Genomic DNA, 20,784 nt, shown 5'->3' with positions numbered 1-20,784 from the left:
GCGAGCATGAGAATTCGCGCGGCAATTATGTCAATCACGGGTCCCATGTTCAGCCCGCCCCCCCTCTGCCGCCAGATCGGCTTGAGCACGGATTCAGGTCGCCCGTTCTTTGCATAGCGGCGGGCAACGAATAGCAAGGGGGCGGAGGGTATCCCCGTCTGCGAAGCGGGCAGAGGAGGAATCCGCAAGGCGGGTTGCTGGGGAGGGGTCGCGCGCCTCTTTCCGCCTCACTTAGAAAACGTGCGGCCAAGCACGTTCATGTCGGCCGTGGGCGGCCGCAACAATTGCCTACAAGGCGCAAGCGTCGTCACATATTAAGCGTAGCCGCGCGACAACCATCCGTGGTCACGCGCAATCCTGCGAATTGTCAAGCGGAGACAACGATCGCGGCACCAAGCAAAGTGGCGAACCCGATTCTGCTCGGGAGATCCCAAAGCTCTCCGAACCCTATTAGATCCATGAAGCGAAACACGGCGCCCTGAAGCAGGTAAAGCAGCAGTGTGCTCTGACCAAGCTCCACCGCAACAAAGCGAGCTACGCGAGTTGAATGGCCAACTCTCCAGCATAGGAACATAAGCTGCATTGTGACTGCAGAAGTTGCTACGGAGCCAATGAACATCAGCAACACTTGTCTCGCCGACTCTCCATCGTAGATCGAAACGAGATTGTTGTAGACGTAAGTCTCCCTTCCCCAAACAAGAAAGCACACTCACGGCGTGCCGAGCAGCTTGGCCAAGGAGCCGCACTGGGGCCTCCGGAGTGAGTGTTATCGCTCAAGCAGCCACGTCGGCGCGGCCTAAAATCTTCGATGAGCGCGTCAGGAGAGCGTCGATCTCCACATTTCTTCCAGGAGATCGTCCCCACATCATCATGGCCACGGCTCTAACGGGCTGGTGCCCTCCCTTTCCCGTTTTTTGTCTCGATGCTCGGTTGCGCCGCCCGCCGGGGCAAGGCAAAAAAATCGTCGAGGCTGAGCCCCCACTGCGGCTTCGGCGAAATATTCATCCACGGGTTCGCATCACCGCGGGCAGCGGGCGAGTTCGTCGATAGGAGTGCGGATGGAAGTAGGCGATGCACATCGTCACCAGCGGCTCAGATTGTGTGAGGTCCACGGCTCGCTGGTTTCCGCCGACGACGGCGCGGACGGCATCGGTATGCGCAGAGCGGGTCCGTCGGCTTGGCGTCAGTTTCGGGGCAAGGGGCTATTGCTGGTCGCGCGGCGCTGAGTTGGGCGGAAGGATCGACGGCGCAACCCGGGGCTCCCGCGCGACGAGCAGGTTTTTTTCCCGGTCTGACCTGGCCTCGACTCCAGATGTCGCGATGACCGACGTGGCCGGCGCGATTGAACGGGTCTCATGCCCAAAGCTGCCTCGGTGCCCAGTAGCGGCACCGCATGACCCACCCGGCGCTGCTCGAAGTAAACCGCGGCCAGCCAACATCCGAAGGTGCGCCAGACCCGATGTCGCGGCGGCCTGATGGCTCCGGCGCCGTGCCGCGGCAGAAAGCTGCCGATCTCGTCTGGCATGGTCGCTGACCGCATCGTCACCCGGGACCATCGCAGCGACTTTTCTCCGTTACAAAGTCCCCGCGGGACGGACTGCCAGTTCACGCCAGGGCCAACAGCACCCGCAGGGGCGACCGCCGCGTCTGCCGGTCCTGCGAGTAGAATAAGATCGGGAAGTGCGGCTTCATCCTCGATGCCAGAGCTCGCTTCGCCGTACCGCGGCCGCCATAGCCCCTTGCGCTATCACGAGTCAGCCCACCTTTCTAGCTGGCAGCCATCGGGAGCCGATCCGCAACCACAGGGCGGCACCTGTCGGCCCGGCTTCCGTGTCAACGCAGAACATGATGCATATTCCCAGCGCTTTTTGACAGAGCGAACTACAAAATGCAGAACACTGACTCTCCGCCAAATGAATGCTGCGAGCAAGCAGCAGGCGGAGGAACTCCGTCTGGGCTGAGTACCTGTTTCAACGTGAACAAATAAATTGTAGCCAGTTCACGAAACGCCAGGCCCGCTCCTCTGCCGTCCGATCGTCCAGGAAATCCCCTCGGCGCGCACCACGCCAGACACCTCCTTGCCGATATGATGCTCAAGCACCGGCCGCCAGGGCACCAGCGTGAATTCGCGCGATTTCTCGATGACAGCGTATTTTCCGCCGGCGAGCTCGACGCAGCGGCGCAGCGTACCGTCTATTCGATTGCCATGCTGCGCTTCAGAATACGAGAGCCCGAGTTCGTCCGAGAGCTGACTGGCAACACGGTTCAGCTCTCGTTGGCGCAGCATTGAAAGCATGTTGGCGCGATAGATGACCCGATCCTGCGCATCATGGGCAAGACCTTGCGCGATCAGCCACTGCTGTCGGCGGGCCTGGACCTGACGTACTTCTCGACCGAAGCCAGAGTCGCGCAAGGACTCAGGGTGGGCTGATACCAGCTCCTGGTCGATCCAGGTGGCGCCGTCAAAGCCTACTTGGCTCTCCAGCGGCATTGATGAGAGCTTGTCGACGACAACAGGCTGGGCCCTCGCTCGTTGACGCTCGTAATCCGCGACGCGGTTGAGATGGTCGGGCGCGACTGTCCATGTGCCGTCCGGCTCGCGCTCGACGCCACCGGTCGCACGGCGGATCGCCTCCAGTCGCCGCACGTGCGTTTCGGCAAAGCGTTCGGTGGCCGAGGGGTCATGCTTGAGATGGATATCGATGCTGTAGCGCCCGTCGTTGACCGTGGCGATGCCGGCAATTGTGCGGTCGACTTTTCTTGGCCCGGTGTCCCTCGGCCTGATCCGCACTATGCAGCCTTCTGGTGTCGGTTGGGTGGCCTCGCCTTTGCCGATATCAAAATAGTGGCTTTTGCCGTCCACGCCGTCGACGACGAGGTAATGGCGGTCAGTGATTTCGTCGGCCAGCCCGCGCCCGACGACACGTCCGACCACGGTTTGGGCCGACCCGTCGGATCGATCGTGGATAAGATAGTCGGCGGCACTGCGGACGAGCCCCTTGCCGGTCAGCTCGCGATGGATGGTCTTGACAATGTCGCCGCGCTCGCCGATGCGGCGTAGCGTGGCTTCGAGCTCATCCTCCAGGCGCCAGCGACCCGAAGGCATCTCCTCGGCAAGGCCCATCCGCTCGAGCTTGCGCAGGCGGCCCTGGTGCAGCGTCTGGCGAAAGGTGTCTCGGCTGGCTGGTGAGACATGCCCCTCGTCGCGCATGCGCATCAGCTGCCGGTCGATGCTGGTGAAGCGTTCCTGCTCCATCTCCTGGCGCAAGCGCTGCTCGATCTCGCGGTCGGTGCGCGGGCCAAGGTCGAGGCTAACCAGTTCGGCTGCGCGCTCGCGCAGGCCAGAGGAGATGTAGTCCCGCGCGATGACGAGGTTTTCGCCGTGATCGTCCCTGCCGCGCACGATGATGTGGGTGTGAGGATGGCCGGTGTTGAAATGGTCGACGGCCACCCAGTCTAGCCTGGTGCCGAGGTCTTCTTCCATTTGCGCCATGAGGCGCCGGGTGAGCAGCTTCAGGTCATCATACTCGATACCGTCTTCAGGGGCGACGATGAAGCGGAACTGATGACGGTCACCGTTCGCGCGATCGAGAAAGGCCCTGCCGTCCGCGTGGTCTTTGTCGGCAGCGTAGAGCTCGCCACGCTCGCCTTCCCGGGTGACGCCGTCGCGCTGGAGGTAGCGGAGGTGCGCACGAGCTCCGTCGACTCCCTTGCCGGCCAGCTTGACGATGCGTGCCTTGACGACTGCGCGCCGCTGCCGAAACGCCGCGTGGCGGTCGCGTGCTCTAAGAACGGCGGCAGCAGCCCCGCCGCGCCCCACCCGGCTTCCGATGAAGCGGCTGCCGCGTCCGCTCCTGCCGCCTGCTCGGTTGACCGCGGCCTGGACCTGGCCAGCGTAGCGTTTGCCCGCCTTCGAGCCGCGCGAGCCAATTTTGCCGAGCCTCGGCGTGAATTCGTCATCCTGCATGCGGCCTCCGATGAACCAGCAGCAAAATCAGAGGCTTGCGCGCCAGACCCTCCTGGACCCGCAGGCAACCTCCTGGGAAAACGATGTGCAGACAAACACTTCGCCGCCTCAGGAGGCGATGCCTTTATCTTGCCTTCCGCGGACCTGCCTCCCTGCCCCCCCGCCCGAACCGCGGTAGCCGCTGCCCTCACCTGCGATCCGGCCGGCCTGACCTTGCTCGCTCCGATCCGAGCGGCACCAGGAGTTGGCCATTCGGGCCGGTCACGGAAACACCGTTTCGGAGGAAAAACAGCGACTGCCCGGAAGGGATTCCCGGCGCGCTTTTGGAACGGGATTTGTCGGTGAGCGCGTCCATATCAGCGGCCGAAATGCCCGCCGCCTTGACCTCTTCCAGATACGAAACCGTCTCGCTGGGCAGTGGCCGCCCACGCTGCAAATGCTGTTCGTAGCGCTCCGGCCCGGCGTTATAGGCTGCAAACAGGCCTGGAAATCCGAAGCGGTCATACATGGCGCGCAGATAGGCAGTGCCTGCCAGAATGTTGTCGCGAGGGTCGTGCGGGGCGGCTCCCAGGCCAAGCTCTGCGCGCAACTCCTCGTAGGTGCCTGGCATCACCTGCATCAGGCCAATGGCACCGGCGCTCGACGTGACCGGCCGTCCATTGAGCCTTGTCTGCCCCCGGCTTTCGGCATCCATGACGGCATAAATCCAAGTCTGTGGAATGCTGAAACGCCGGCTTGCTTCGGCTACGAAGGGCTGCCATCTTGCAAGCTGCGGACTATGGGAGATGACGACCGGCTTCGTGTTGGTCGCCGCGGAACAGGAGCATGGTGCGAGAGACACCATGCCCAGCATCAGGAGGGTCACTCGGTCCATAGCGGCACGAGCCTCCCGATGATATTTTCGGTCGGCACCGGCCCGAAATAGCGGCTGTCGAACGAGCGATTTTTGTCGCTGCCGAGTAGGAAAACCTCGGCAGCGGCGAGCTTTCGGCAGGCATTCCACCAAGGCAGCGGACGGTGCTGCGTGTCGGTTGCAAGCCGGCGCGCGACAATCTCGCCGCCGATGATGATGGCGTCGCCGAAGGCGCAGACATGCTCGCCAGCCAGCGCGGCAAGGTGCTTGACCAGCGGCACGTTGCTGGGCAGATAGAAGCGTTCGGCGGCCAGATAGACGACCGGTTTTGGCGGGCGGACGAGTACGAGATCACCAAGAGCCGGCGATCCGGACGCGACGCGATAGAGGCCGACCGGCGCACTCGCCGAGGCGTTCCAGACCAGCCAGGGCGATGGTTTGCCGAAGGCGGCGAAGCCGATCAGGGCAAGGCCCATCGTGGCCATGGCGATCGTCTTGCGCGCCCGAATGCGCCGCAGATGGCTGCCGATCAGATGGATGGTGGGACGCCGGCTCATGAGCGGCCTCCCTCGCCGGCCGAGCCGGAATCGTGCCCGCCGTCCTCGGGCCCGGTCTCCTGCGCGTGCCCCTTCGACCAATCGTCGAGTTCGTCGATGTGATAGCGGACATAGCGGCCGTGCTTGCGGAATTGCGGGCCGCCGCCTTTGAGGCGCATCTTCTCCAGCGTGCGCTGGGACAGCCCGATATAGAAGGCCGCCTGCGCGGTATTGAGAAACGGACTGCCCTTCTTGGCGCGGGCTGCGCGTTCGTTTTCGTCGTCCATGATGATCCTCGTTTCGCTACGGACAAGCCAAGGCGAGGATCGGCGAGCGAGATCGTTTTGGGGACGGGCGAAGAGTGGGGGGCGAGTTTTCGCCGCCCCCTTCGGCGGCCTCACGGGTCCTGAGAGAGGACCCCGCGCCGGTGGCGGCGCGGGGCTTTCCGGATCGGCCGGTTAGTCGACCGGGTTCCAGATGATGGCGTAAGTGTCGTCGTCATCCTGGCCGGCGGCGCGGCCGAGATTGGCGTAGAGCTTGCGGGGGCCAAACTCGGGGGCGGCAATCGACAGGCTCACATAGTCCTTGCCGGAGGTCTCGCCGGTGCGGATCCAGCCCGCACCCACTTCGACCCCTTGCGTCAGCACCCGGAAGTCGGGATGGGTGTCGGCGCTCTTTGCCTGATTGGGCACGATATCGATGTCGGCGCGGACGCTGAGCGTCTTGAGCTGGCCCTTGTAGCCGCCGTTTTCCTGTTTGGTGACGTATCCGATCGCGGTCATTTCCAGTCTCCTCTTGGTGCTCGCAAGGGACCATTCCCCTGCGATGGCGGACCGTGATGGGCGCGTCCGGACCGCCGGAACCGGGACGGCCGCAGCGATAGCGGAGGACCCGCGCGGGCAGCTTTTTGAAGCGAAGCGGCGCGAGGAAGCCGCCGCAGGCGGCGGGGAAAAAAGCTGCCGGCGAGGGTTTCGGGCGGGCCTGATCCGCCCATAGGTCGACAAGCCAGCCGCAGGGAATGGTCCCCGAGACACAATGGAGACAGGTGGCGCGATCGGTGACACAAGAAGCCGGCTGCAATGCAGAGCGCCGGCTGCGCGGGCTCTGTCGGCAACCGGATCGGACAATTGGCCCCATGGGCCTTTGGCGCCTCAGCAAGCAACCCGGCGCGGTGCGGGGCTGCCGAAATGGGGCGAACTGGCGTCGGAATTTCTCGCGCGCGGCACTGGCTCGACAAGACGCCCAATCGGCAGCCGGCGTGGCCCGTAGCGGCGCGCGCGACCTGAGCGGCGGTAATCGAGAGAACCGCCGCTCGGGCCCTGATCGACTATTCGCGCACGAACAGCGGCTGCACTTGTGTCCACTGATCGGCGGTGCGGAGCCGCTGCGGCTGGTGTAGCTTTCGGCCGGGAATTTCATCCAGCGCGGCAGCCAGGTCTCGACCCAGGGGCGGCCATTCTCGCCCGCCAGGAAGTCGCGGATGATGTTCTTTTGCGTCTTGACCTTCTCGGCGACATTGCCGTCCGCGACCAGCTTGCCGCCGACGTCGGCCAGCATCGAATTGGCGATTTCCTTGTCGCGCAAGAGGTCGAAGAAGGCATCGTCCGGTTGCCACCATATGCCCATGTCGACGTTCAGGTGGTTGCCGAGCGCCTCGACGACGGCGCTGCCGGCTGCAAGCGTCTCGGCCATGACAAGGGTGAGAACGCGCATGACATCGTCGTCGCAGAGCGCCAAGAGGCGCGCGAACACGCCGGCGATAGCAACGGCGTCGCCATTGCCGCCGGCGACCAAGCTATCCTCATCCGGTGATCCGAGCAGGGCCAATACCTCGCGCCGCTTTTTGCCGAATGCGGCTTCAGCCTTGCAGCCGGCAAGGCTGGCAGTTACCGTCTCGTTGGCTGCGCGCTGCGGCTCAGGCCGCACCTGCCACAGGCCCGAACCGGTGATGGCGTGCGCCACCACGAGGCGCAGCGCCACGGCGGGATGGTCGAGCATGGCCGCGCGCACGGCGGCATGGCGATGCAGATCGATATAGTTGTGCATCGGGCCGGTGACTTCGGGCGCGGCAGCTTGGCGGCTGTTTCTTCTTGCTCGCCGCCCTCGCGGGCGCGGCGGGCTTCCTTGCGTGACAGCCAGCCCTCGTGACACTCGACCTCGCCGCGATGCGAGACAGTGATGACGATCTTGCCGCCCTTCTTCTTCGGGGTCTTCTCGTGGTCCCATGCGTGGAAATACTGGCCCGGTTCCAGCGCACAACCTCGCTCCAGCCCTCGTTGAGATAGGTGTCGCGTTTGGTGGCAATCGCTTCGTTCTGCTTTTGCCAGAACAGGTCGGCATCGGCGAAATAGCTGTCCTCGCCGAACAGGTCCGAGGTGATCAGGCCGGGATACTCCTCGATGGCAAACAGTGCCACCTTGGTGGAAATCGACTGGCCGCCGAACAGCCATTGCTTCAATTGATAGCCACGCGGCGCGTATTGATCGGGATCGGCACAGAGTGCCAGCCAGTCCTTCTGCTGCGCCTTGGAAGACATGGTGAGATGGCGCACCGGCTCGGTGTCGATCTCCTCGCGCGGATAGGCTTCGCGGATTTTGGGCAAGAGGTCGCCAAGCGCCAGAATGCGTTTGACCTTGAGATCAGCGATGCCGAAGGTCACAGCGATGTCGAGAACGGTGCGGCCTTGCCTGACAAGCCGCGAAACGTCTCCCATTGCCATACTTCGTCAGGATCGAGGCGGGCGAGGTTTTCGATCAGAGAAGCTTCCAGCGCATCGGCGTCGTCACCGTCCTCCATGATGGCGCAGGGCAAGGGATCGCCTTCACCGCGCTCGTCGGCAAGCGATTTCGCGGCGAAATAGCGCCGCCTGCCGGCGACGATCTCGAAGGTTTCCGGCTGGCCGTTCGGCCCTACAAGGAGTGGCACCAGCACGCCGCGCGCACGCACGCAGGGCAGGATGTCGGATATGTCGGGCGCGGTTTTCCATGGCCCATGTTGAGCGGAATGTTGAGCTGATCCAAGGGAATGTGGGCAAGCTGCATGGTTACTCTCCTTTCGCTTTGGTTAAGGTTGTCCCCGCCGCGGAGGCCGAAGGCCGACGCGGCGGGACGGTTTTTGCGCCTATCGGCGCTGCTGTTCCGCCGTGTCGGGCGGAAGCTCGGAATGGGGCTTTGATAGGGCGTCTGCTGCCTGCCGCAGCAGTCGCTCGGCCTCGGTGACGTGGCCGCAAAGTGCGGGCGGCTTCGGCATGGACGGAGATCGGAAAGCGCGCCTGGAAATGCAGGTCGCGCTCTATGCCGAGGCCAAGCGGCCCTTTTACGGATGCAAGCTCGGCCAGACTGACGCTGCCAAGTTCGGGGAAGCCGAAGCCGAGATCGCAAAGACCGAACAGCGTGTCGCCATCGGCGTCGAGTTCGCTCAGAAGCGAGGTCGTGGCACCTGTCGGATCAAACAGTTTCACAACGGGAAAATGGTCGATGTCGGCGCCGGCGGCGCCATGGGCGAGCAGTCGTGCGCGCAGTGGATTGGTGATCAGGATCATGGAAAGACTCCTTGTCAGAACGGGTCGCGTTGACTTCTTGCGTCCGGCGGGAGAAAGGTTCACCGGACCTTCCTCTGATCCGCCTCCCCATTAGAGACCGACCTCGAGCAGCTTTGCGCCGCGCGCGGACACATCGGCGCGTCCATCAGGAGGCGTTTGCCCGCGTGGTGATCGGCTGGACGCCGGGAATGAGCGTCTGCTCCTTTGCGGCGTCGGCTCGGTCGCGGTCAGTTGAGGATCGCGCATCGTCATGCCGCAATCCCTTCTTGCGCCTCGCCTTCCGCATCGGCCGGAAGGCCAAACAGGAAATCAGCGGCCTTTGAAGCTAGGCTGGCGGCACGGAATATAGCGCGGTTGTCCTCGCGCAGCACCTTCAGCCATGAGCCGATGTAATCGGCGTGACGCACGGTCGGCTCGATGCCGAGATTGCTGCAGACGAAGGCGGCAGTGATTTCGGCGACCAATTCTTCACGCGCGTAGGCCTTGGAGCCGAACGAGCCGGAGAGGTCGCGAGCAAGCCGCGTCGGGTGGCCGGTCCAGTGGCCTAGCTCGTGAAAGCAGGTCCGGTAATAGTCGATCTGCTGATGGAACGCTGGCTGCGGCGGCACCTGAATGTGGTCGCTGCACGGCATGTAGAAAGCGCGATCGCCGCCGACCCTGAAATCCGCACCGCTGGCGAGAATGAGCGTCTCGGCCTGCGGCACGATCTCGCACTGTGGCAGCGGCTCGGCGGGGGCATGGAGGTGTTCCGGAAGATTGTCGCATTGCGCGACATTGAAGACGGTAAAGCGCTTCAGAAAATTCACGGCCTGTGGTGCATCGCCCTCGTGGCGTGCGCGCTCCTTCTCGTTCTTTGGGACAAAGCGGTCGGCATGCACGATCGTCGTGCCGCGCTCGCCCTTCCTGACATTGCCGCCCAGGGCAAGCGCCTGCCGGAAGGTCAGCCAATTCTGGCTGGGATAGCTGCGCTCGATGACGGCGCCCCACAGGATGAGGATATTGATGCCGGAATAGGTGCGCCCCGTGGACGCATTCCTCGGCAGGCCGAGGCCTGCTTTTGCGCTGCCCCATGGCTTGACCCATGGCACGGTGCCGCGCTCCAGCTCGGCAATGATGCGGTCGGTGATCTCCTGATAGAGGCTTGCGCCTGGGCGCCTGCCCTTGCCTGCGCCAGCCTCTCCGCTGGTGGTACGCTTGCTGTTTGCACGCATGTGTTATCCTCCGCTCGCCAATCGCCGCGCCTTTCCCCGGAAGCGGGGTGGGCGGCGAGTCGCGACCGGAAAGGCCCGCCGTGGTAGGCGGACCGCATCCGAAGGACCGGAACGAAGAGGAGGACCCTGAGCGGCACGCGAAGGGTTGCGGGCTGCCGCGGCGGGTCTAGAAGGGAGTGTCGCCCGCCCCGCGCCACCGGGAAAGGCCAACAGACAAACCGCGCCGCCCGCAAGGGCGGCGGCCGTCACAGCCCGAAGGGCTGCCCACGCCAAGGGGCGAAGCCGAATGGCCGAGACCGCCTGAGCTTGCCGAAGAAAAGCGGGCTCGGTTCACGAGCACCTGGTGCGCGTCGTCAGGCGCGCGGGCGCCCGCCAAGTTTTTTCGCACATGGTCAGGCGCCGCAGTTACGTCGAGAACCAAAAGGCATCGGCGCCGTGCGCGCGGCTTCCTCCGAAAACCAGCGCTCGCCTTTCAACAAATTGAGGCGTTGTCCCACTCAATATTCCTGTCCGTGATCATGATGGATGCGGCGCGCCCGCTAGGACCGGAGGCTGGAGAGAATCTCGCACGGATCAGCGTCAAGGGCCGCAGTTATGTCGAGAAACTCGATGACATCGAGACGCCGCTCTGCGCCCTCGTACTTGGCCACGAAGGATTGGGGACGACCAAGCTTGTCAGCCAGCTGCTTCTGGGTCAGGCCTTTGGCCTTGCGCAGCAAAACCAGCCGGGCCAGGAACCGCTGGTGGCGGGGCGATCGAAGGGATTTGGGCATGGAGGCGAACCGGTCGGGTAAAGACCGGATCAGCGACTAATCCCGGTTTCGGATTATCCCATTTTGGGATATACTGCCTGCGCTCACAGGCGAGGTTCGCAGGCATGAATGGACCAATGGGAACAGATGAGACTCGAAGCTCAAGTTTGAGCGATGAAGTCCCCTGGTCGGAGAACCTCACGAGCTACGACAGGGAGCATTTCACGATCTACCTGCGGATCCTGGATGCCTGCGCCGAGAATGCCAGCGAAAAGGAGATGGCCGAGCGCATCCTCGGCATCGACCCGTCCATTGACCCGGTCCGCGCCCGCAAAGCTCTTCGCAGCCATATCGACCGTGCGAACTGGATGGTGACGACCGGCTACAAGGAACTGTTCGCCGGCTGATGCACAGCGCCCAATGCCACGTGTTTCGAGTAGGCAAGTCTCTGTAGCCAAATTCGGCAGCGCACGGCCGCGACAGCGGGCGCTGCGGGAGCGGTCACAACTGGTTCGCGTACTGTTTGACTGCCATTTCCAGTGCTTGCATCAAAGGCACAGCCTTGGAGAAGAGGAAGCCTTGGGCGGTTCGGCAACCAAGCTTGTGCAGGGTTTGCCGATCCGCCTCTGTTTCGACGCCCTCGGCCATGACCTCGATCCCGAGCATGTCACCGAGTTCGATGACGGATTTGACAAGCAGTCGGTCCTCTCGGGACTTGGCCAAGCCGCGAATGAAGCCTTGGTCTATTTTCACCTTGCGTATCCGACGGTCCTTGAGAGATGCCAAGGTAGAAAAGCCGGTGCCGAAGTCGTCGAGCGCGATGGAAATACCGGCATGCGAAAGCCGTCCGAGCTTTTCATCCACTCTGTCCGGATCCACCGGCGATTCTTCGGTAATCTCGATTTCGAACATCGTCGCAGGCAGGCCTCTTGCGGCCAGACCATCCAGAACCATGTCGTCGATATCGCCGGCTTCCAGTTCGCGCGGGGAAACATTCATCGCCACACGAATGTTACGACAGTCAGCTTTCACCAAGCCGTCGATAAAAGCACAACAGTCGGCGAATACGGTTTGCGTCAGCAGCTGAAGCATTCCGGTTTCGCGTGCGGCTGTGATGATTTCGGGTGGAGAGATGGCACCATGTGTCGGATGGGACCATCTCAGCAAGGCTTCAAAACCGACCACGGCCTCGGTGTCGAGTTTCACGATCGGCTGGAACCAAGGTTGCAATCTTCCCGTCTTTATCGCCGAATGAAGGTCCCGTTCGATGGACTGGCGGCGTTGGAGTTCCCGGTCGAGTTCGGCATCGAACAGGCAAAATTCGTTCCTGCCATGGCGCTTGGCCGTATAAAGGGCGATATCGGCCCGCAACAGCATTTCAGTCAGGCTCGACGTCTGCGCCAAGTATATCCCTATCGATGCCCCGACGCGCACGGACGCGACCCCGATATAGGGGCGAGCAATTTTGGCTATGATATTGGAGGCGAGATCACTGGCAGAAAGCGAAGCTCTCGTTGAGGGAAAAACCAGCACGAATTCATCGCCGCCGATACGAGCTAGCGTTGAGCCTTCCGGTGCTTCCTGCTCTATGCGGCGGGCGATCATGACAAGCAGTTCATCACCGGTCCTGTGACCGTAGGTGTCGTTGACAGATTTAAAGCCGTCCAGATCAATCAGCATTGCCACGAAGGGGCCATCCGCGGTCTTGAACCGACCGATGGCGTGTTCAAGGCCCCGCCTGTTGAGAAGGGCGGTCAAATGGTCCTCCCTGGAGTTGCGCTCCATTTCCGACGCAAGTCGCTCTGCCTCATGTCTCAGGCGGCTTGCTTCGCGGAAGCGCGCCTGCCCAACAAACGAAGCTCGGACCAAGCCGCCCATGAAGAGCAGAACGGTGAAAGCCAGAATGTAGCGTTCAAAATTGCCTTTCGCCAAAAGGCACGCCACCGTGATGAGGAGTGGAGGTGTGATGAAGCTGGTCGCCGCCGCGGCATACGAACTGCCATATGTAACCGCACCAGCTGAAATGCCCGCCAGTATGACCAGATGCATCGGTGCTTGAGGTGTTGTGTATCCAACAGTCAGCACGGCCGGGAAGGACCAGGCAAACCCTGCCAGAAGGGCAAGGACGCCAAACATGCGAAGGCGCGGCAAAACGCCAAGCGAATCCTGATGGCGCCCCGTTTCCTTTAGCTGAAAACGGGCGAGTGCAAGCCGGGCGGCATTTAGCGCATTGACGACCAGGAACCAGCTTGCAGCGGCAAAGCCGCCGCCAGAAAGGGCCTGCACCCCGCAAATCAGGCCTGACAGGATCGCGCTTATCGGCATCGACACGAAGAGCCCGGCCCTCAGGTCAGCAAGCTGATCCTGACGGATTTTGGCCTCCAGCGATTCTTCTTTCTTTAGGGGTGCCATGAATGGACCAGCTTGCTTCCGTCATTGTTCGCGAGGACCAAACCTATGCAAGCCCACTGAAGGACGGGTTAACTACCCAGCGAGGGTAACCGGTGCGCTCACCATGCTTCGGGTCACACCTTTGGCTTAGCATTGCCGAATCATCAAGGTTTCGCCCGCGCGCGTGCCTTGATCCGAATCATGCCATGATCGGCAACGTCACCAGGAAGCAGCCTTGCCCGCGACGCTGCGAGCCAGCAAGAGAAGCCGCGCCGAGACAGCGCTCCAGAGCGGTAGCGCTCTGTGCGATTCACCGCCTGAGCATGGCCGAAATGCCATGGCGGACAAAGGGAAGATGTTGGGCAAAGCGGAGCCCAGCATGTCTTGCAAGCCGTGCCGCCGGGTGCTCGCTTGAGTAAAGACCGACAAGCATGTTGGTGGCATGATAGAGCGGCGCCGCCGACAGCCGCAGCCGGCTTTCATATCTGCCGAGCATGTCGGGATCGGCAATGTCGCGGCGTGCGCGACATGCTGTCAGTATTTTATGAGCGAGTTGCTTCTGGCCGCTGAGGCCGATGTTGAAGCCATGCGCGGTCACCGGGTGCATGCCGATGGCAGCGTCTCCTATAAGTGCCGCACTCGGTGCCGAGAACTTGTGCGCCCAGGTCGTGACCAGCGGATAGGCATGGCGGGTGCTTGCCAGGGTCAACTGCCCGAGGCGTCCTCGACACCGGTTCATCAATTCCATGAGGAACAATTCGTCATCGAGAACAGACAGTCTATCGGCCTCGATTGAGCGCAAAGTCAGAAGCAGCGACGACACGCCTTCCATGAGCGGCAACATCGCTATGGTCTGATGGTGGTCGAACCATTCGACCGCGATCTGGCGATGGAAGCGCTCGTGCCTCACTCGGCAAATCAGCATGGAGTGGCCAAGCGGATGGATGTTGGCGCCAATGCCGAGCAGGTCGCGCATCGCGGACAAACGCGAATCCGCTGCTACGAGCAGCCGAGCGGCCAATTGCCTGCCATCAGAAAGCGTTATGACCGCCTCGTCGTCGCTGGTTGTTGCATTCACGACCGAGTTGCCGCACAGCAGCCGGGCATGATCCTGGAAGTAGACAATTTTGAACAGGGCATCGCGGATCCGACAATTTGGGACCAGAAATCCGAGTGGTTCCCCAGATCCGCTGCGAGTATCGAAGCACAGGGCGAAAGGGCTCGATCCGTTGAGCACGCGCGCGCCATGAAGCGGTGATTTGTCAGATGCGGGCATGGCGTCCCAGGCGCCGAGCTCGCGAAGGATTCTCACCGAAGCGTGCGTCAGCGCGATCTCGCGACCGTCGAAAGCCGGATTCGCCAGGCTGTCGAGCGACTGCCGTTCAACCACTGCCACCTTGAGTCGGCTCAGGGCGAGCGATGCTGCGAAGGCAAGTCCGACCGGCCCAGCTCCGACGACAATGATGTCGAATGTGTCGACAGAGCCGGCCATCAGCGTGCCGCCATAGCGGCTATCTGCGATACGAAGCGCTCTTGAAGCATCGCAATCACCCACGGTTTGCCGCTCATCTCCCCATCGTCGATAGACATGCGTTCTCCGTTGGAAGCCTGGTCAATGAAACCACGCCGACGAAGAGATAACGCTGATCTGGATCAACCAGGCTCGATAACCCGGCAACGGCGGGTTCACGGTCGAGTGGTCGATTGCCGTGAAAACGTTTGCATGTCTAGGCATTCTGAATGGTCGGCTTCCCAATCGCGTGCCCCTACTGGCCAAAGGTTCGGCAACGTATTGTGGCTGATCCGTTCTTCGCACGCGCGCCGATATCATCATGACGAGGCAATCCAGCAAAGACTCGGTCGACTGACGACCAGCATCCGCACAGTCGTTGGGCGCCGCCAACCGGTTCAGCCTCGCGGCTCTTCCCGATCGATAAGGATCCGCTGGGCGGAGCCGTCGAGATCTTCGTATTGGCCGCTCTTCAGATCCACAGGAAGCGCCGGTCCAAGCCCCACCAAAACAGGCAGCGGCCATCGCATTCCGTCAGGACGGGCATCTTGCTGCCGACAGCGTACTCTCCGCCCATGACGGGCGCTAGACGCCGAAGGAACTCGCCGACGGCCTCATGTCCAAGTGATGTGGGAAGGGAGCAGAACCAAAGGGACTCTGCTCCGCGTCCCCGCCTTTCCGCAGCTATGAAACCTTCACCGAACGGATCCGTACTGAGGAGGAGGCCGTCCTTGACTTGCCCGACGCCGGCAACCTTCTCAGCCGCAACGATCGCTGCCTTCCGCTGACGCTCGTCGACAATCGCCCCCTTCAGTTCGACAAGGCCGTCGCTGACCCTCACATCGATCAAGTCACCACCGCTCCAGGTTTGTGACTGCAGTTCGGCAAGGATAGCCTTGCGGATCAGGTCGTCATCGGGTGGCGTGGTTCCCTGTTTCGGCATGGCGCGGATCAGGACAAGCAGCAAATCAGTTCGCGTGATGATGCCGATGACCCTGTCCCGATCGACAATCGGAAGATTGTTGATGCGATGTTGCATCATCAGGTCGACAATATCTGCAATCGAGGCGCCAGGAGGCGCCGAGATGACGGGTGTGGTCATCACCTGATGGATGATCCGTCCGTTCGAGCGCGCATAGTCATTGGCGACTGTGCCCGGGCCAAGATCAAACTCCAGCCAGCGCGGACGCACACGCTGGGTCCCAAGTTCTTCTCGGCGCAAGAAGTCGCTTTTGCTTACAATACCAATCAGGGTGCCGTCGCTGTCTGCTACCGGCAGGCAGCTGACCTTGTTTGAAAGCATGAGCTCGATCGCTTGCGCGATCGTCGCGTTCGCATCCGTCGTGATGACTGGCTTTGTCATTATGGATTCGGCTTGCATCCTCACCCTCCTGATCTTTCGTCGGACGACGATAGGACATCCCGACCCGCGGCGCGTTGATCTGAGTCACTTGGAACAAGGAGGATTCTCCGCGCCGTCGTCGCGGTCGATAAGAATGCGCTCCGCAGCGCCATCGAGATCATCGTACTGGCCGCTTCTCAACGCCCACAGGAAGCCGGACAGGCCGAGTGCGCCAAGGAACAACGCCACCGGAATGAGATAGGCGAGCGTCGTCATGAGTATCGGGCCAAGGTGCCGGCCCGCGCGGGCCTGTCCTGCCGCGCAGTTTCGGACGACGCACCCGTTGCGAAGCCTTGCAGACGCATTGCGTTTCCAATCACAAGCAATGACGAGGCAGACATCGCGACCGCCGCGATCAGAGGCGTAACATGACCCAGAATGGCGATCGGCACGGCCACAGCATTGTAAACGATAGCAATTGTTATGTTCTGTCGGATCAGGCTTCCCGCCTTGCGCGACACGTCCAGCGCCAGCGGGATCGCCAAGAGGCTTTCGCGCAGAAAAACGAAGTCGGCTGCATTGCGGCCAATGTCGGCGGCGGTGGCGGGTGCGATCGAGACATGCGCGGCGCTCAGCGCCGGCGTGTCATTGAGGCCGTCGCCAACCATCAGAACCTTGTGCCCGTCTCTCGCCAGGCTCTCGATGCGTTCAACCTTGCCGGACGGCAGCAGGCAGGGAACGAAGTCATCGACACCAAGCACGTCCGCAACCTCGGCGCAGCCTTTCGCGGTATCGCCCGACAGCATTTCCACGCACATACCAGCGTTGCGCAGTTGATCGATCGCTGCCCTGGTGTCGAGGCGCAGCGCATCCTCGAAAACGAAGGATGCGACAATCATGCCGTTTTTCGTCAGGACTGTTCCGCCGTAGCCATGTTTGCCTTCGCCGCCGGTTCGAGCCTTCCAGCCAGCCCATCCGCGTCGACCCAGCCGCCAGATGCTACCGGCGGCTGTGGCTTCGATCCCGAAACCCGGGTGCTCGGTCACCGCGTCGAATTTGTGCTGGCTGCTGCTGACGGAAAAGCTGGCAATGGCCTTTGAATATGGATGACGCGAATGCGCGGCCAAGTCGGCAGCGATTGCCAGCATGGCGGGATCAATCGAAGCTGCGTTGACGAGCCGTGGCTTCCCAAGCGTGAGCGTCCCGGTCTTGTCGAACACGGCTGTATCGATCGTCGCCAGGCGCTCCATGGCCGAGCCGTCCTTGACCATGATGCCGTTTTCGAACAGGCGCCGCGCGGCCACCACCTGAACGATTGGAACGGCGAGGCCAAGCGCGCAGGGGCATGTGATGATGAGAACAGCGATTGCGATCGTCATCGCCCGGTGCCAGTCGCCAGTCACCGCCATCCAGCCCAGGAAGGTTGCCAAGGCGGTGAGATGAACCACGGGCGCGTAGAGTGCCGACACGCGGTCGGCGATACGGCGATACCGGGCGCGACCACCTTCGGCGGCCTCCATCAACCGAACCATTTCCGCCAGGAACGAATCCTTGGCGGCCGCTGTCGCCTCAATCGTCAGCGGACCGGTGAGGTTGAGGACACCGGCCTGCACAATCTCCCCTGGCGCGACGTTTCGCGGCGTGCTCTCGCCAGTGACCAGTGAGCAGTCAAGATCCGACGCTCCATGAACGATCGTGCTGTCGACGGGGATTCTCTCGCCGGCTGCAATGAGCAGTTGCATCCCCGGTTCGATTTCGCCAACCGGCAAATAGTCCCGTGCGCCATCGCCGCGCAGCACCATGGCGCCACGCGCAGCCAACTGTGACAGGTTCTTTACCGCGGTCCGCGCGCGTTCGCGCATCACGTGATCGAGCGTGCGGCCGATCAACAGGAAGAACAGCAGCGATACCGACGCGTCGAAATAGGCGTGGTCGCCATGGGTGATCGTCTCATAGAGGCTCATGGCGTAGGCCAGCGACACGCCGACGGCGATCGGCACGTCCATGTTCATGCGGCCGTGGCGCAGCGCAGTCCACGCCGATTTGAAGAAGATCCCGCCGGCAAAGGCGAGGGCGGGAATGGCGATGAGCGCCGAGACCCAGTGGAACAGGTCGCGGGTAGCGCCTTCGGCGCCGGACCAGACCGATACCGAGAGCAGCATGATGTTGCCCGCAGCAAAGCCGGCAATAGCGACGGCGCGGATAAGCTCCGAAAGCATCTTGTCCTTTGCATCAATCTCGGCTTCGAACAAATGCGCCTGATAGCCGAGCCGGCCGAGCACAGCGACCAAAGGTGGAGCCTCGTCGCCGCGCCAGCGGACTGAGACCCGCTTGGTTGACAGGTTCACGCGAGCTGCCTCGACGTGACCGAGTTTTCCCAAGGCCGTCTCGATCGTCTGGATGCAGGCGCCGCAATGAACGGTCGGCACCGAAAGGTCGGTCTGATGAAGGTCGTCGCCAAGCGATCGGCTGGCCAGCCTGACCTCCTGGCTGGACGGCAGAACTGAAGTGGCGCTGACAAGATCCAGCGCGACTTCCGCGCCCGGTGCACAGCAGCTCATTTTAGCGCTCCATTGGAAATCATGACCCTGCGCACGTCGCGATAAGGTCTGGCCAGGCCGGCTTCGGCGTCGATTTCGATGATCCAGACACCATCCCTTGGCACGTGTTGTGCTGCAAACTCCTGGCCAGAGACCAGGGCGAGCGTGACGGACTCATCCTCTTTCTCGTAAGCGGGATGGCGAAACAGCGCCTTCACGCCATGCAGGGGAACCGGTTTGCCGGCGGCGTCGGTGAGGCCATAGCGGACTTCACCCCATGCGACGGTCAGCTTTCCGGTCCAGCCAAGCGCTGCCTGCGCACGGCCTTCCTCGGCCTTCTTGTTGAATTGCTGGCTCGCCACATAGGTATTTCCGACGACAAGGCCGGTCCAGCTTGTGTTGGCAAGCGTCGCCATCGTGAGATTGACCGCGATGACCACGCCGAAAAAGGCAAGGATGGTGGCCAACATGTGCCTGCCGGTGAACTCGCGGGGGTTTCGCGTGGTGGCGTTCATCTGGCGATCTCCGGCGAGTTGAAGGTGGCGGTGTATTCGTTGGACTCGAAGCTGACCTTGTCTTCGACCCGGAATGTGAAGGTATGCGCCTGGCCATGAATCTGGTCGGCGGGCAGGCGCACGAAAACCTTCAACATCTTCAGCCGGTCGGGTTCGACCTGGACTGCAAAGGAGCGATCGGCGGGGAGATCGACGCCAACGATGCTCATCTCCGCGCCTGGCAAACCCCCGAGGGTGACGATAATCGTTCTCGGTTCGGGGATCATGTTCAAGAGCTTGACGGTATAGCCATTGCGGATCGAGCCGTCCGAGAGCGTCACGAATTGCGGGTTGCGGTCGTGCAGGACATTGATTTCGAGCCGGTCGCGCGTCAGCAGCGAAAAGAGCAGGCCCAGCCCGATCAGCGACCACATGGCCATGTAGACATAGGTTCGTGGCCGAAAGATCTTGCTGATATGGAAATGCGCCACCCTGTCCGAAAACAGGCCGTCATCCGTCCTGACCAGTGATGGATTGACCGAGCTGGCGCCGCCGGCGGTGGCCAGGATCATGTTGGCGTTGTAGTCGGAGAGCGTCGCGTAGGAGATCAGTCCTCGCGCTTTGCCGAGCTTGTCCATGACGCCGTCACAGGCATCGATGCAGAGCGCGCAGGTGATGCATTCGAGTTGCTGACCGTCGCGTATGTCGATCCCCATCGGACAGACGGCGACACAGGCATTGCAGTCGACGCAATCGCCGACGGGATGCCCTGCGGCAAGAACCTTCTTGGCGTGACGCGTGCGCGGTTCGCCGCGCCAGTCATTGTAGGTGACGGTGAGCGAGCTCTCGTCGAGCATGGCTGCCTGGATGCGCGGCCATGGGCACATATAGGTGCAGACCTGTTCGCGCATCAGCCCGCCAAACGTGTAGGTCGTCGCCGTCAGGACCGCGACGGTGATGTAGGCGACAGGCGCTGCCGTGCCGGTGAAGAGTTCGCCGAGCAGCGTCGGCGCATCGGCGAAATAGAAGATCCATGCGCCACCAGTCGCTGCGGCTATGACCAGCCAGATGACGTGTTTCGATGCCCGCAGCACAAGCTTACGAGTGGTCCAAGGACCGGCATCGAGCTTGATGCGTGCGTTGCGGTCGCCCTCGATCGCGCGCTCGACGACCAGGAACAGATCGACCCATACGGTCTGTGGGCATGTGTAGCCACACCATGCACGGCCGACGGTTGACGTGATCAGGAAAAGACCGACGCCGGCCATGACCAGAAGGCCGGCGACATAGTAGAATTCCTGCGGCCATATCTCGACGAAGAAGAAGTAGAAGCGCCGGTTGGCGACATCAAGCAGCACCGCCTGGTCGGGGGCAAACGGACCCCGATCCCAGCGCAGCCACGGCGTCAGATAGTAGATGCCCAGCGTGAGCGCCATCACGATCCATTTGAATCGGCGAAAGCTGCCCGAGGCCCGCTTCGGGAAGATCTTCCTGCGCGCGGCATACATTGGCTGGCGCACCTTGGCGGAGTTGAAAGTGGGTTCGATCCGTTCTATTTGCGTGTTATCGAGCACGAGAAGCTCCAGTCACCAGCGACGATTTCGCCGGAAGCCGACTCATCGGTTCTGGATGATGCCGAGGCCCGGC

The 20,784-nt window shown here is 62.2% G+C and carries 19 protein-coding genes and 2 pseudogenes; 2 read left to right on the top strand and 19 right to left on the bottom strand.

The features are described 5' to 3' along the window. Nucleotides 1-314 precede the first annotated feature (314 nt). From ACYHH6_RS10835 to ACYHH6_RS10810, 6 genes and pseudogenes are all read right to left on the bottom strand, one after another. Nucleotides 315-709 (bottom strand): annotated as a pseudogene (locus ACYHH6_RS10835) (nodulation factor fucose acetyltransferase NolL); the annotation flags it as partial. Nucleotides 710-1,999: 1,290 nt separating this feature from the next. Further along, nucleotides 2,000-3,967 (bottom strand): relaxase/mobilization nuclease RlxS, encoded by a 1,968-nt coding sequence (rlxS, locus tag ACYHH6_RS10830; RefSeq protein ID WP_352590770.1) that lies wholly within the window; start codon nt 3,965-3,967, stop codon nt 2,000-2,002. Between the two features lie 187 nt (nt 3,968-4,154). Then, a complete protein-coding gene (locus ACYHH6_RS10825; RefSeq protein ID WP_348626517.1) occupies nt 4,155-4,811 on the bottom strand; it encodes a lytic transglycosylase domain-containing protein in 657 nt (218 codons plus the stop codon). 17 nt (nt 4,812-4,828) lie between these two features. Then, complete coding sequence (locus ACYHH6_RS10820) at nt 4,829-5,377, bottom strand: S26 family signal peptidase (protein WP_023697819.1); 549 nt, start codon at nt 5,375-5,377, stop codon at nt 4,829-4,831. Then, nucleotides 5,374-5,643 (bottom strand): helix-turn-helix transcriptional regulator, encoded by a 270-nt coding sequence (locus ACYHH6_RS10815; RefSeq protein ID WP_023672373.1) that lies wholly within the window; start codon nt 5,641-5,643, stop codon nt 5,374-5,376. The genes ACYHH6_RS10820 and ACYHH6_RS10815 overlap by 4 nt, the downstream gene beginning before the upstream one ends. 171 nt (nt 5,644-5,814) lie before the next feature. After that, nucleotides 5,815-6,138: a DUF736 domain-containing protein gene (locus tag ACYHH6_RS10810; RefSeq protein ID WP_023672372.1), complete on the bottom strand. Its 324-nt coding sequence runs from the start codon at nt 6,136-6,138 to the stop codon at nt 5,815-5,817. 709 nt (nt 6,139-6,847) lie between these two features. Here ACYHH6_RS10810 and ACYHH6_RS10805 point away from each other — a divergent pair. Then, a complete protein-coding gene (locus tag ACYHH6_RS10805; RefSeq protein WP_023697817.1) occupies nt 6,848-7,168 on the top strand; it encodes a hypothetical protein in 321 nt (106 codons plus the stop codon). A 103-nt stretch (nt 7,169-7,271) separates the two neighbouring features. Here ACYHH6_RS10805 and ACYHH6_RS10800 read toward each other — a convergent pair whose 3' ends face one another. From ACYHH6_RS10800 to ACYHH6_RS10780, 5 genes and pseudogenes are all read right to left on the bottom strand, one after another. Then, the gene (locus ACYHH6_RS10800; RefSeq protein ID WP_352590766.1) at nt 7,272-8,069 is read right to left on the bottom strand and encodes a hypothetical protein; all 798 of its coding nucleotides are present in this window, start codon (nt 8,067-8,069) and stop codon (nt 7,272-7,274) included. Beyond that, on the bottom strand, nt 8,012-8,281 hold the full coding sequence (locus tag ACYHH6_RS10795; RefSeq protein ID WP_352590764.1) for a ParB/RepB/Spo0J family partition protein: 270 nt from the start codon (nt 8,279-8,281) through the stop codon (nt 8,012-8,014). The genes ACYHH6_RS10800 and ACYHH6_RS10795 overlap by 58 nt, the downstream gene beginning before the upstream one ends. Before the next feature lie 195 nt (nt 8,282-8,476). Beyond that, nucleotides 8,477-8,897 (bottom strand): annotated as a pseudogene (locus tag ACYHH6_RS10790) (DUF2958 domain-containing protein). Between the two features lie 248 nt (nt 8,898-9,145). After that, nucleotides 9,146-10,108 carry an ArdC family protein gene (locus tag ACYHH6_RS10785; protein WP_352590762.1) on the bottom strand — a complete coding sequence of 321 codons (963 nt, stop codon included), beginning with the start codon at nt 10,106-10,108 and terminating at the stop codon, nt 9,146-9,148. Nucleotides 10,109-10,647: 539 nt separating this feature from the next. Then, entirely contained in the window at nt 10,648-10,881 is a 234-nt protein-coding gene (locus ACYHH6_RS10780; protein WP_023708050.1) for a helix-turn-helix domain-containing protein, read from the bottom strand. A 104-nt stretch (nt 10,882-10,985) separates the two neighbouring features. Between ACYHH6_RS10780 and ACYHH6_RS10775 the strand changes: the two genes are divergently transcribed. Next, a complete protein-coding gene (locus ACYHH6_RS10775) occupies nt 10,986-11,267 on the top strand; it encodes a DNA -binding domain-containing protein (protein ID WP_081731646.1) in 282 nt (93 codons plus the stop codon). Nucleotides 11,268-11,361: 94 nt separating this feature from the next. Here ACYHH6_RS10775 and ACYHH6_RS10770 read toward each other — a convergent pair whose 3' ends face one another. The 8 genes from ACYHH6_RS10770 to ccoG all read right to left on the bottom strand — a co-directional run bounded on the left by ACYHH6_RS10770 (nt 11,362) and on the right by ccoG (nt 20,711). Further along, nucleotides 11,362-13,272: a putative bifunctional diguanylate cyclase/phosphodiesterase gene (locus tag ACYHH6_RS10770; RefSeq protein ID WP_023685543.1), complete on the bottom strand. Its 1,911-nt coding sequence runs from the start codon at nt 13,270-13,272 to the stop codon at nt 11,362-11,364. 289 nt (nt 13,273-13,561) lie between these two features. Continuing rightward, a complete protein-coding gene (ubiM, locus tag ACYHH6_RS10765) occupies nt 13,562-14,743 on the bottom strand; it encodes a 5-demethoxyubiquinol-8 5-hydroxylase UbiM (RefSeq protein ID WP_023672363.1) in 1,182 nt (393 codons plus the stop codon). A 416-nt stretch (nt 14,744-15,159) separates the two neighbouring features. After that, entirely contained in the window at nt 15,160-15,291 is a 132-nt protein-coding gene (gene ccoS, locus ACYHH6_RS10760; protein ID WP_081740647.1) for a cbb3-type cytochrome oxidase assembly protein CcoS, read from the bottom strand. Further along, on the bottom strand, nt 15,234-16,142 hold the full coding sequence (locus tag ACYHH6_RS10755; protein ID WP_352590758.1) for a CBS domain-containing protein: 909 nt from the start codon (nt 16,140-16,142) through the stop codon (nt 15,234-15,236). The genes ccoS (ACYHH6_RS10760) and ACYHH6_RS10755 overlap by 58 nt, the downstream gene beginning before the upstream one ends. Before the next feature lie 66 nt (nt 16,143-16,208). After that, on the bottom strand, nt 16,209-16,379 hold the full coding sequence (gene ccoS / locus ACYHH6_RS10750) for a cbb3-type cytochrome oxidase assembly protein CcoS (RefSeq protein ID WP_023818738.1): 171 nt from the start codon (nt 16,377-16,379) through the stop codon (nt 16,209-16,211). Next, nucleotides 16,376-18,664 (bottom strand): cation-translocating P-type ATPase, encoded by a 2,289-nt coding sequence (locus ACYHH6_RS10745; protein ID WP_352590755.1) that lies wholly within the window; start codon nt 18,662-18,664, stop codon nt 16,376-16,378. The genes ccoS (ACYHH6_RS10750) and ACYHH6_RS10745 overlap by 4 nt, the downstream gene beginning before the upstream one ends. Beyond that, on the bottom strand, nt 18,661-19,158 hold the full coding sequence (locus tag ACYHH6_RS10740) for a FixH family protein (RefSeq protein ID WP_352590752.1): 498 nt from the start codon (nt 19,156-19,158) through the stop codon (nt 18,661-18,663). Before ACYHH6_RS10740 ends, ACYHH6_RS10745 begins: the two co-directional genes overlap by 4 nt. After that, nucleotides 19,155-20,711: a cytochrome c oxidase accessory protein CcoG gene (gene ccoG / locus ACYHH6_RS10735; protein ID WP_352590749.1), complete on the bottom strand. Its 1,557-nt coding sequence runs from the start codon at nt 20,709-20,711 to the stop codon at nt 19,155-19,157. Before ccoG ends, ACYHH6_RS10740 begins: the two co-directional genes overlap by 4 nt. Nucleotides 20,712-20,784: the final 73 nt, after the last annotated feature.

The sequence above is a fragment of the Mesorhizobium sp. P171375 genome, from assembly GCF_057786075.1.
This window is presented reverse-complemented; position numbering and strand designations above follow the sequence as displayed.

What these genes read in the sequence shown, in the direction of transcription:
- ACYHH6_RS10770 (WP_023685543.1), bottom strand. Translation starts at nt 13,272, where the DNA reads ATGGCACCCCTAAAGAAAGAAGAATCGCTGGAGGCCAAAATCCGTCAG.
- rlxS (WP_352590770.1), bottom strand. Translation starts at nt 3,967, where the DNA reads ATGCAGGATGACGAATTCACGCCGAGGCTCGGCAAAATTGGCTCGCGC.
- ACYHH6_RS10780 (WP_023708050.1), bottom strand. Translation starts at nt 10,881, where the DNA reads ATGCCCAAATCCCTTCGATCGCCCCGCCACCAGCGGTTCCTGGCCCGG.
- ACYHH6_RS10785 (WP_352590762.1), bottom strand. Translation starts at nt 10,108, where the DNA reads ATGCGTGCAAACAGCAAGCGTACCACCAGCGGAGAGGCTGGCGCAGGC.
- ccoS (WP_081740647.1), bottom strand. Translation starts at nt 15,291, where the DNA reads ATGCGATGGCCGCTGCCTGTTTTGGTGGGGCTTGGACCGGCGCTTCCT.
- ACYHH6_RS10740 (WP_352590752.1), bottom strand. Translation starts at nt 19,158, where the DNA reads ATGAACGCCACCACGCGAAACCCCCGCGAGTTCACCGGCAGGCACATG.
- ACYHH6_RS10755 (WP_352590758.1), bottom strand. Translation starts at nt 16,142, where the DNA reads ATGCAAGCCGAATCCATAATGACAAAGCCAGTCATCACGACGGATGCG.
- ubiM (WP_023672363.1), bottom strand. Translation starts at nt 14,743, where the DNA reads ATGGCCGGCTCTGTCGACACATTCGACATCATTGTCGTCGGAGCTGGG.
- ACYHH6_RS10815 (WP_023672373.1), bottom strand. Translation starts at nt 5,643, where the DNA reads ATGGACGACGAAAACGAACGCGCAGCCCGCGCCAAGAAGGGCAGTCCG.
- ACYHH6_RS10825 (WP_348626517.1), bottom strand. Translation starts at nt 4,811, where the DNA reads ATGGTGTCTCTCGCACCATGCTCCTGTTCCGCGGCGACCAACACGAAG.
- ACYHH6_RS10820 (WP_023697819.1), bottom strand. Translation starts at nt 5,377, where the DNA reads ATGAGCCGGCGTCCCACCATCCATCTGATCGGCAGCCATCTGCGGCGC.
- ACYHH6_RS10745 (WP_352590755.1), bottom strand. Translation starts at nt 18,664, where the DNA reads ATGAGCTGCTGTGCACCGGGCGCGGAAGTCGCGCTGGATCTTGTCAGC.
- ccoS (WP_023818738.1), bottom strand. Translation starts at nt 16,379, where the DNA reads ATGACGACGCTCGCCTATCTCATTCCGGTGGCGTTGTTCCTTGGCGCA.
- ACYHH6_RS10800 (WP_352590766.1), bottom strand. Translation starts at nt 8,069, where the DNA reads ATGGGAGACGTTTCGCGGCTTGTCAGGCAAGGCCGCACCGTTCTCGAC.
- ACYHH6_RS10810 (WP_023672372.1), bottom strand. Translation starts at nt 6,138, where the DNA reads ATGACCGCGATCGGATACGTCACCAAACAGGAAAACGGCGGCTACAAG.
- ACYHH6_RS10775 (WP_081731646.1), top strand. Translation starts at nt 10,986, where the DNA reads ATGAATGGACCAATGGGAACAGATGAGACTCGAAGCTCAAGTTTGAGC.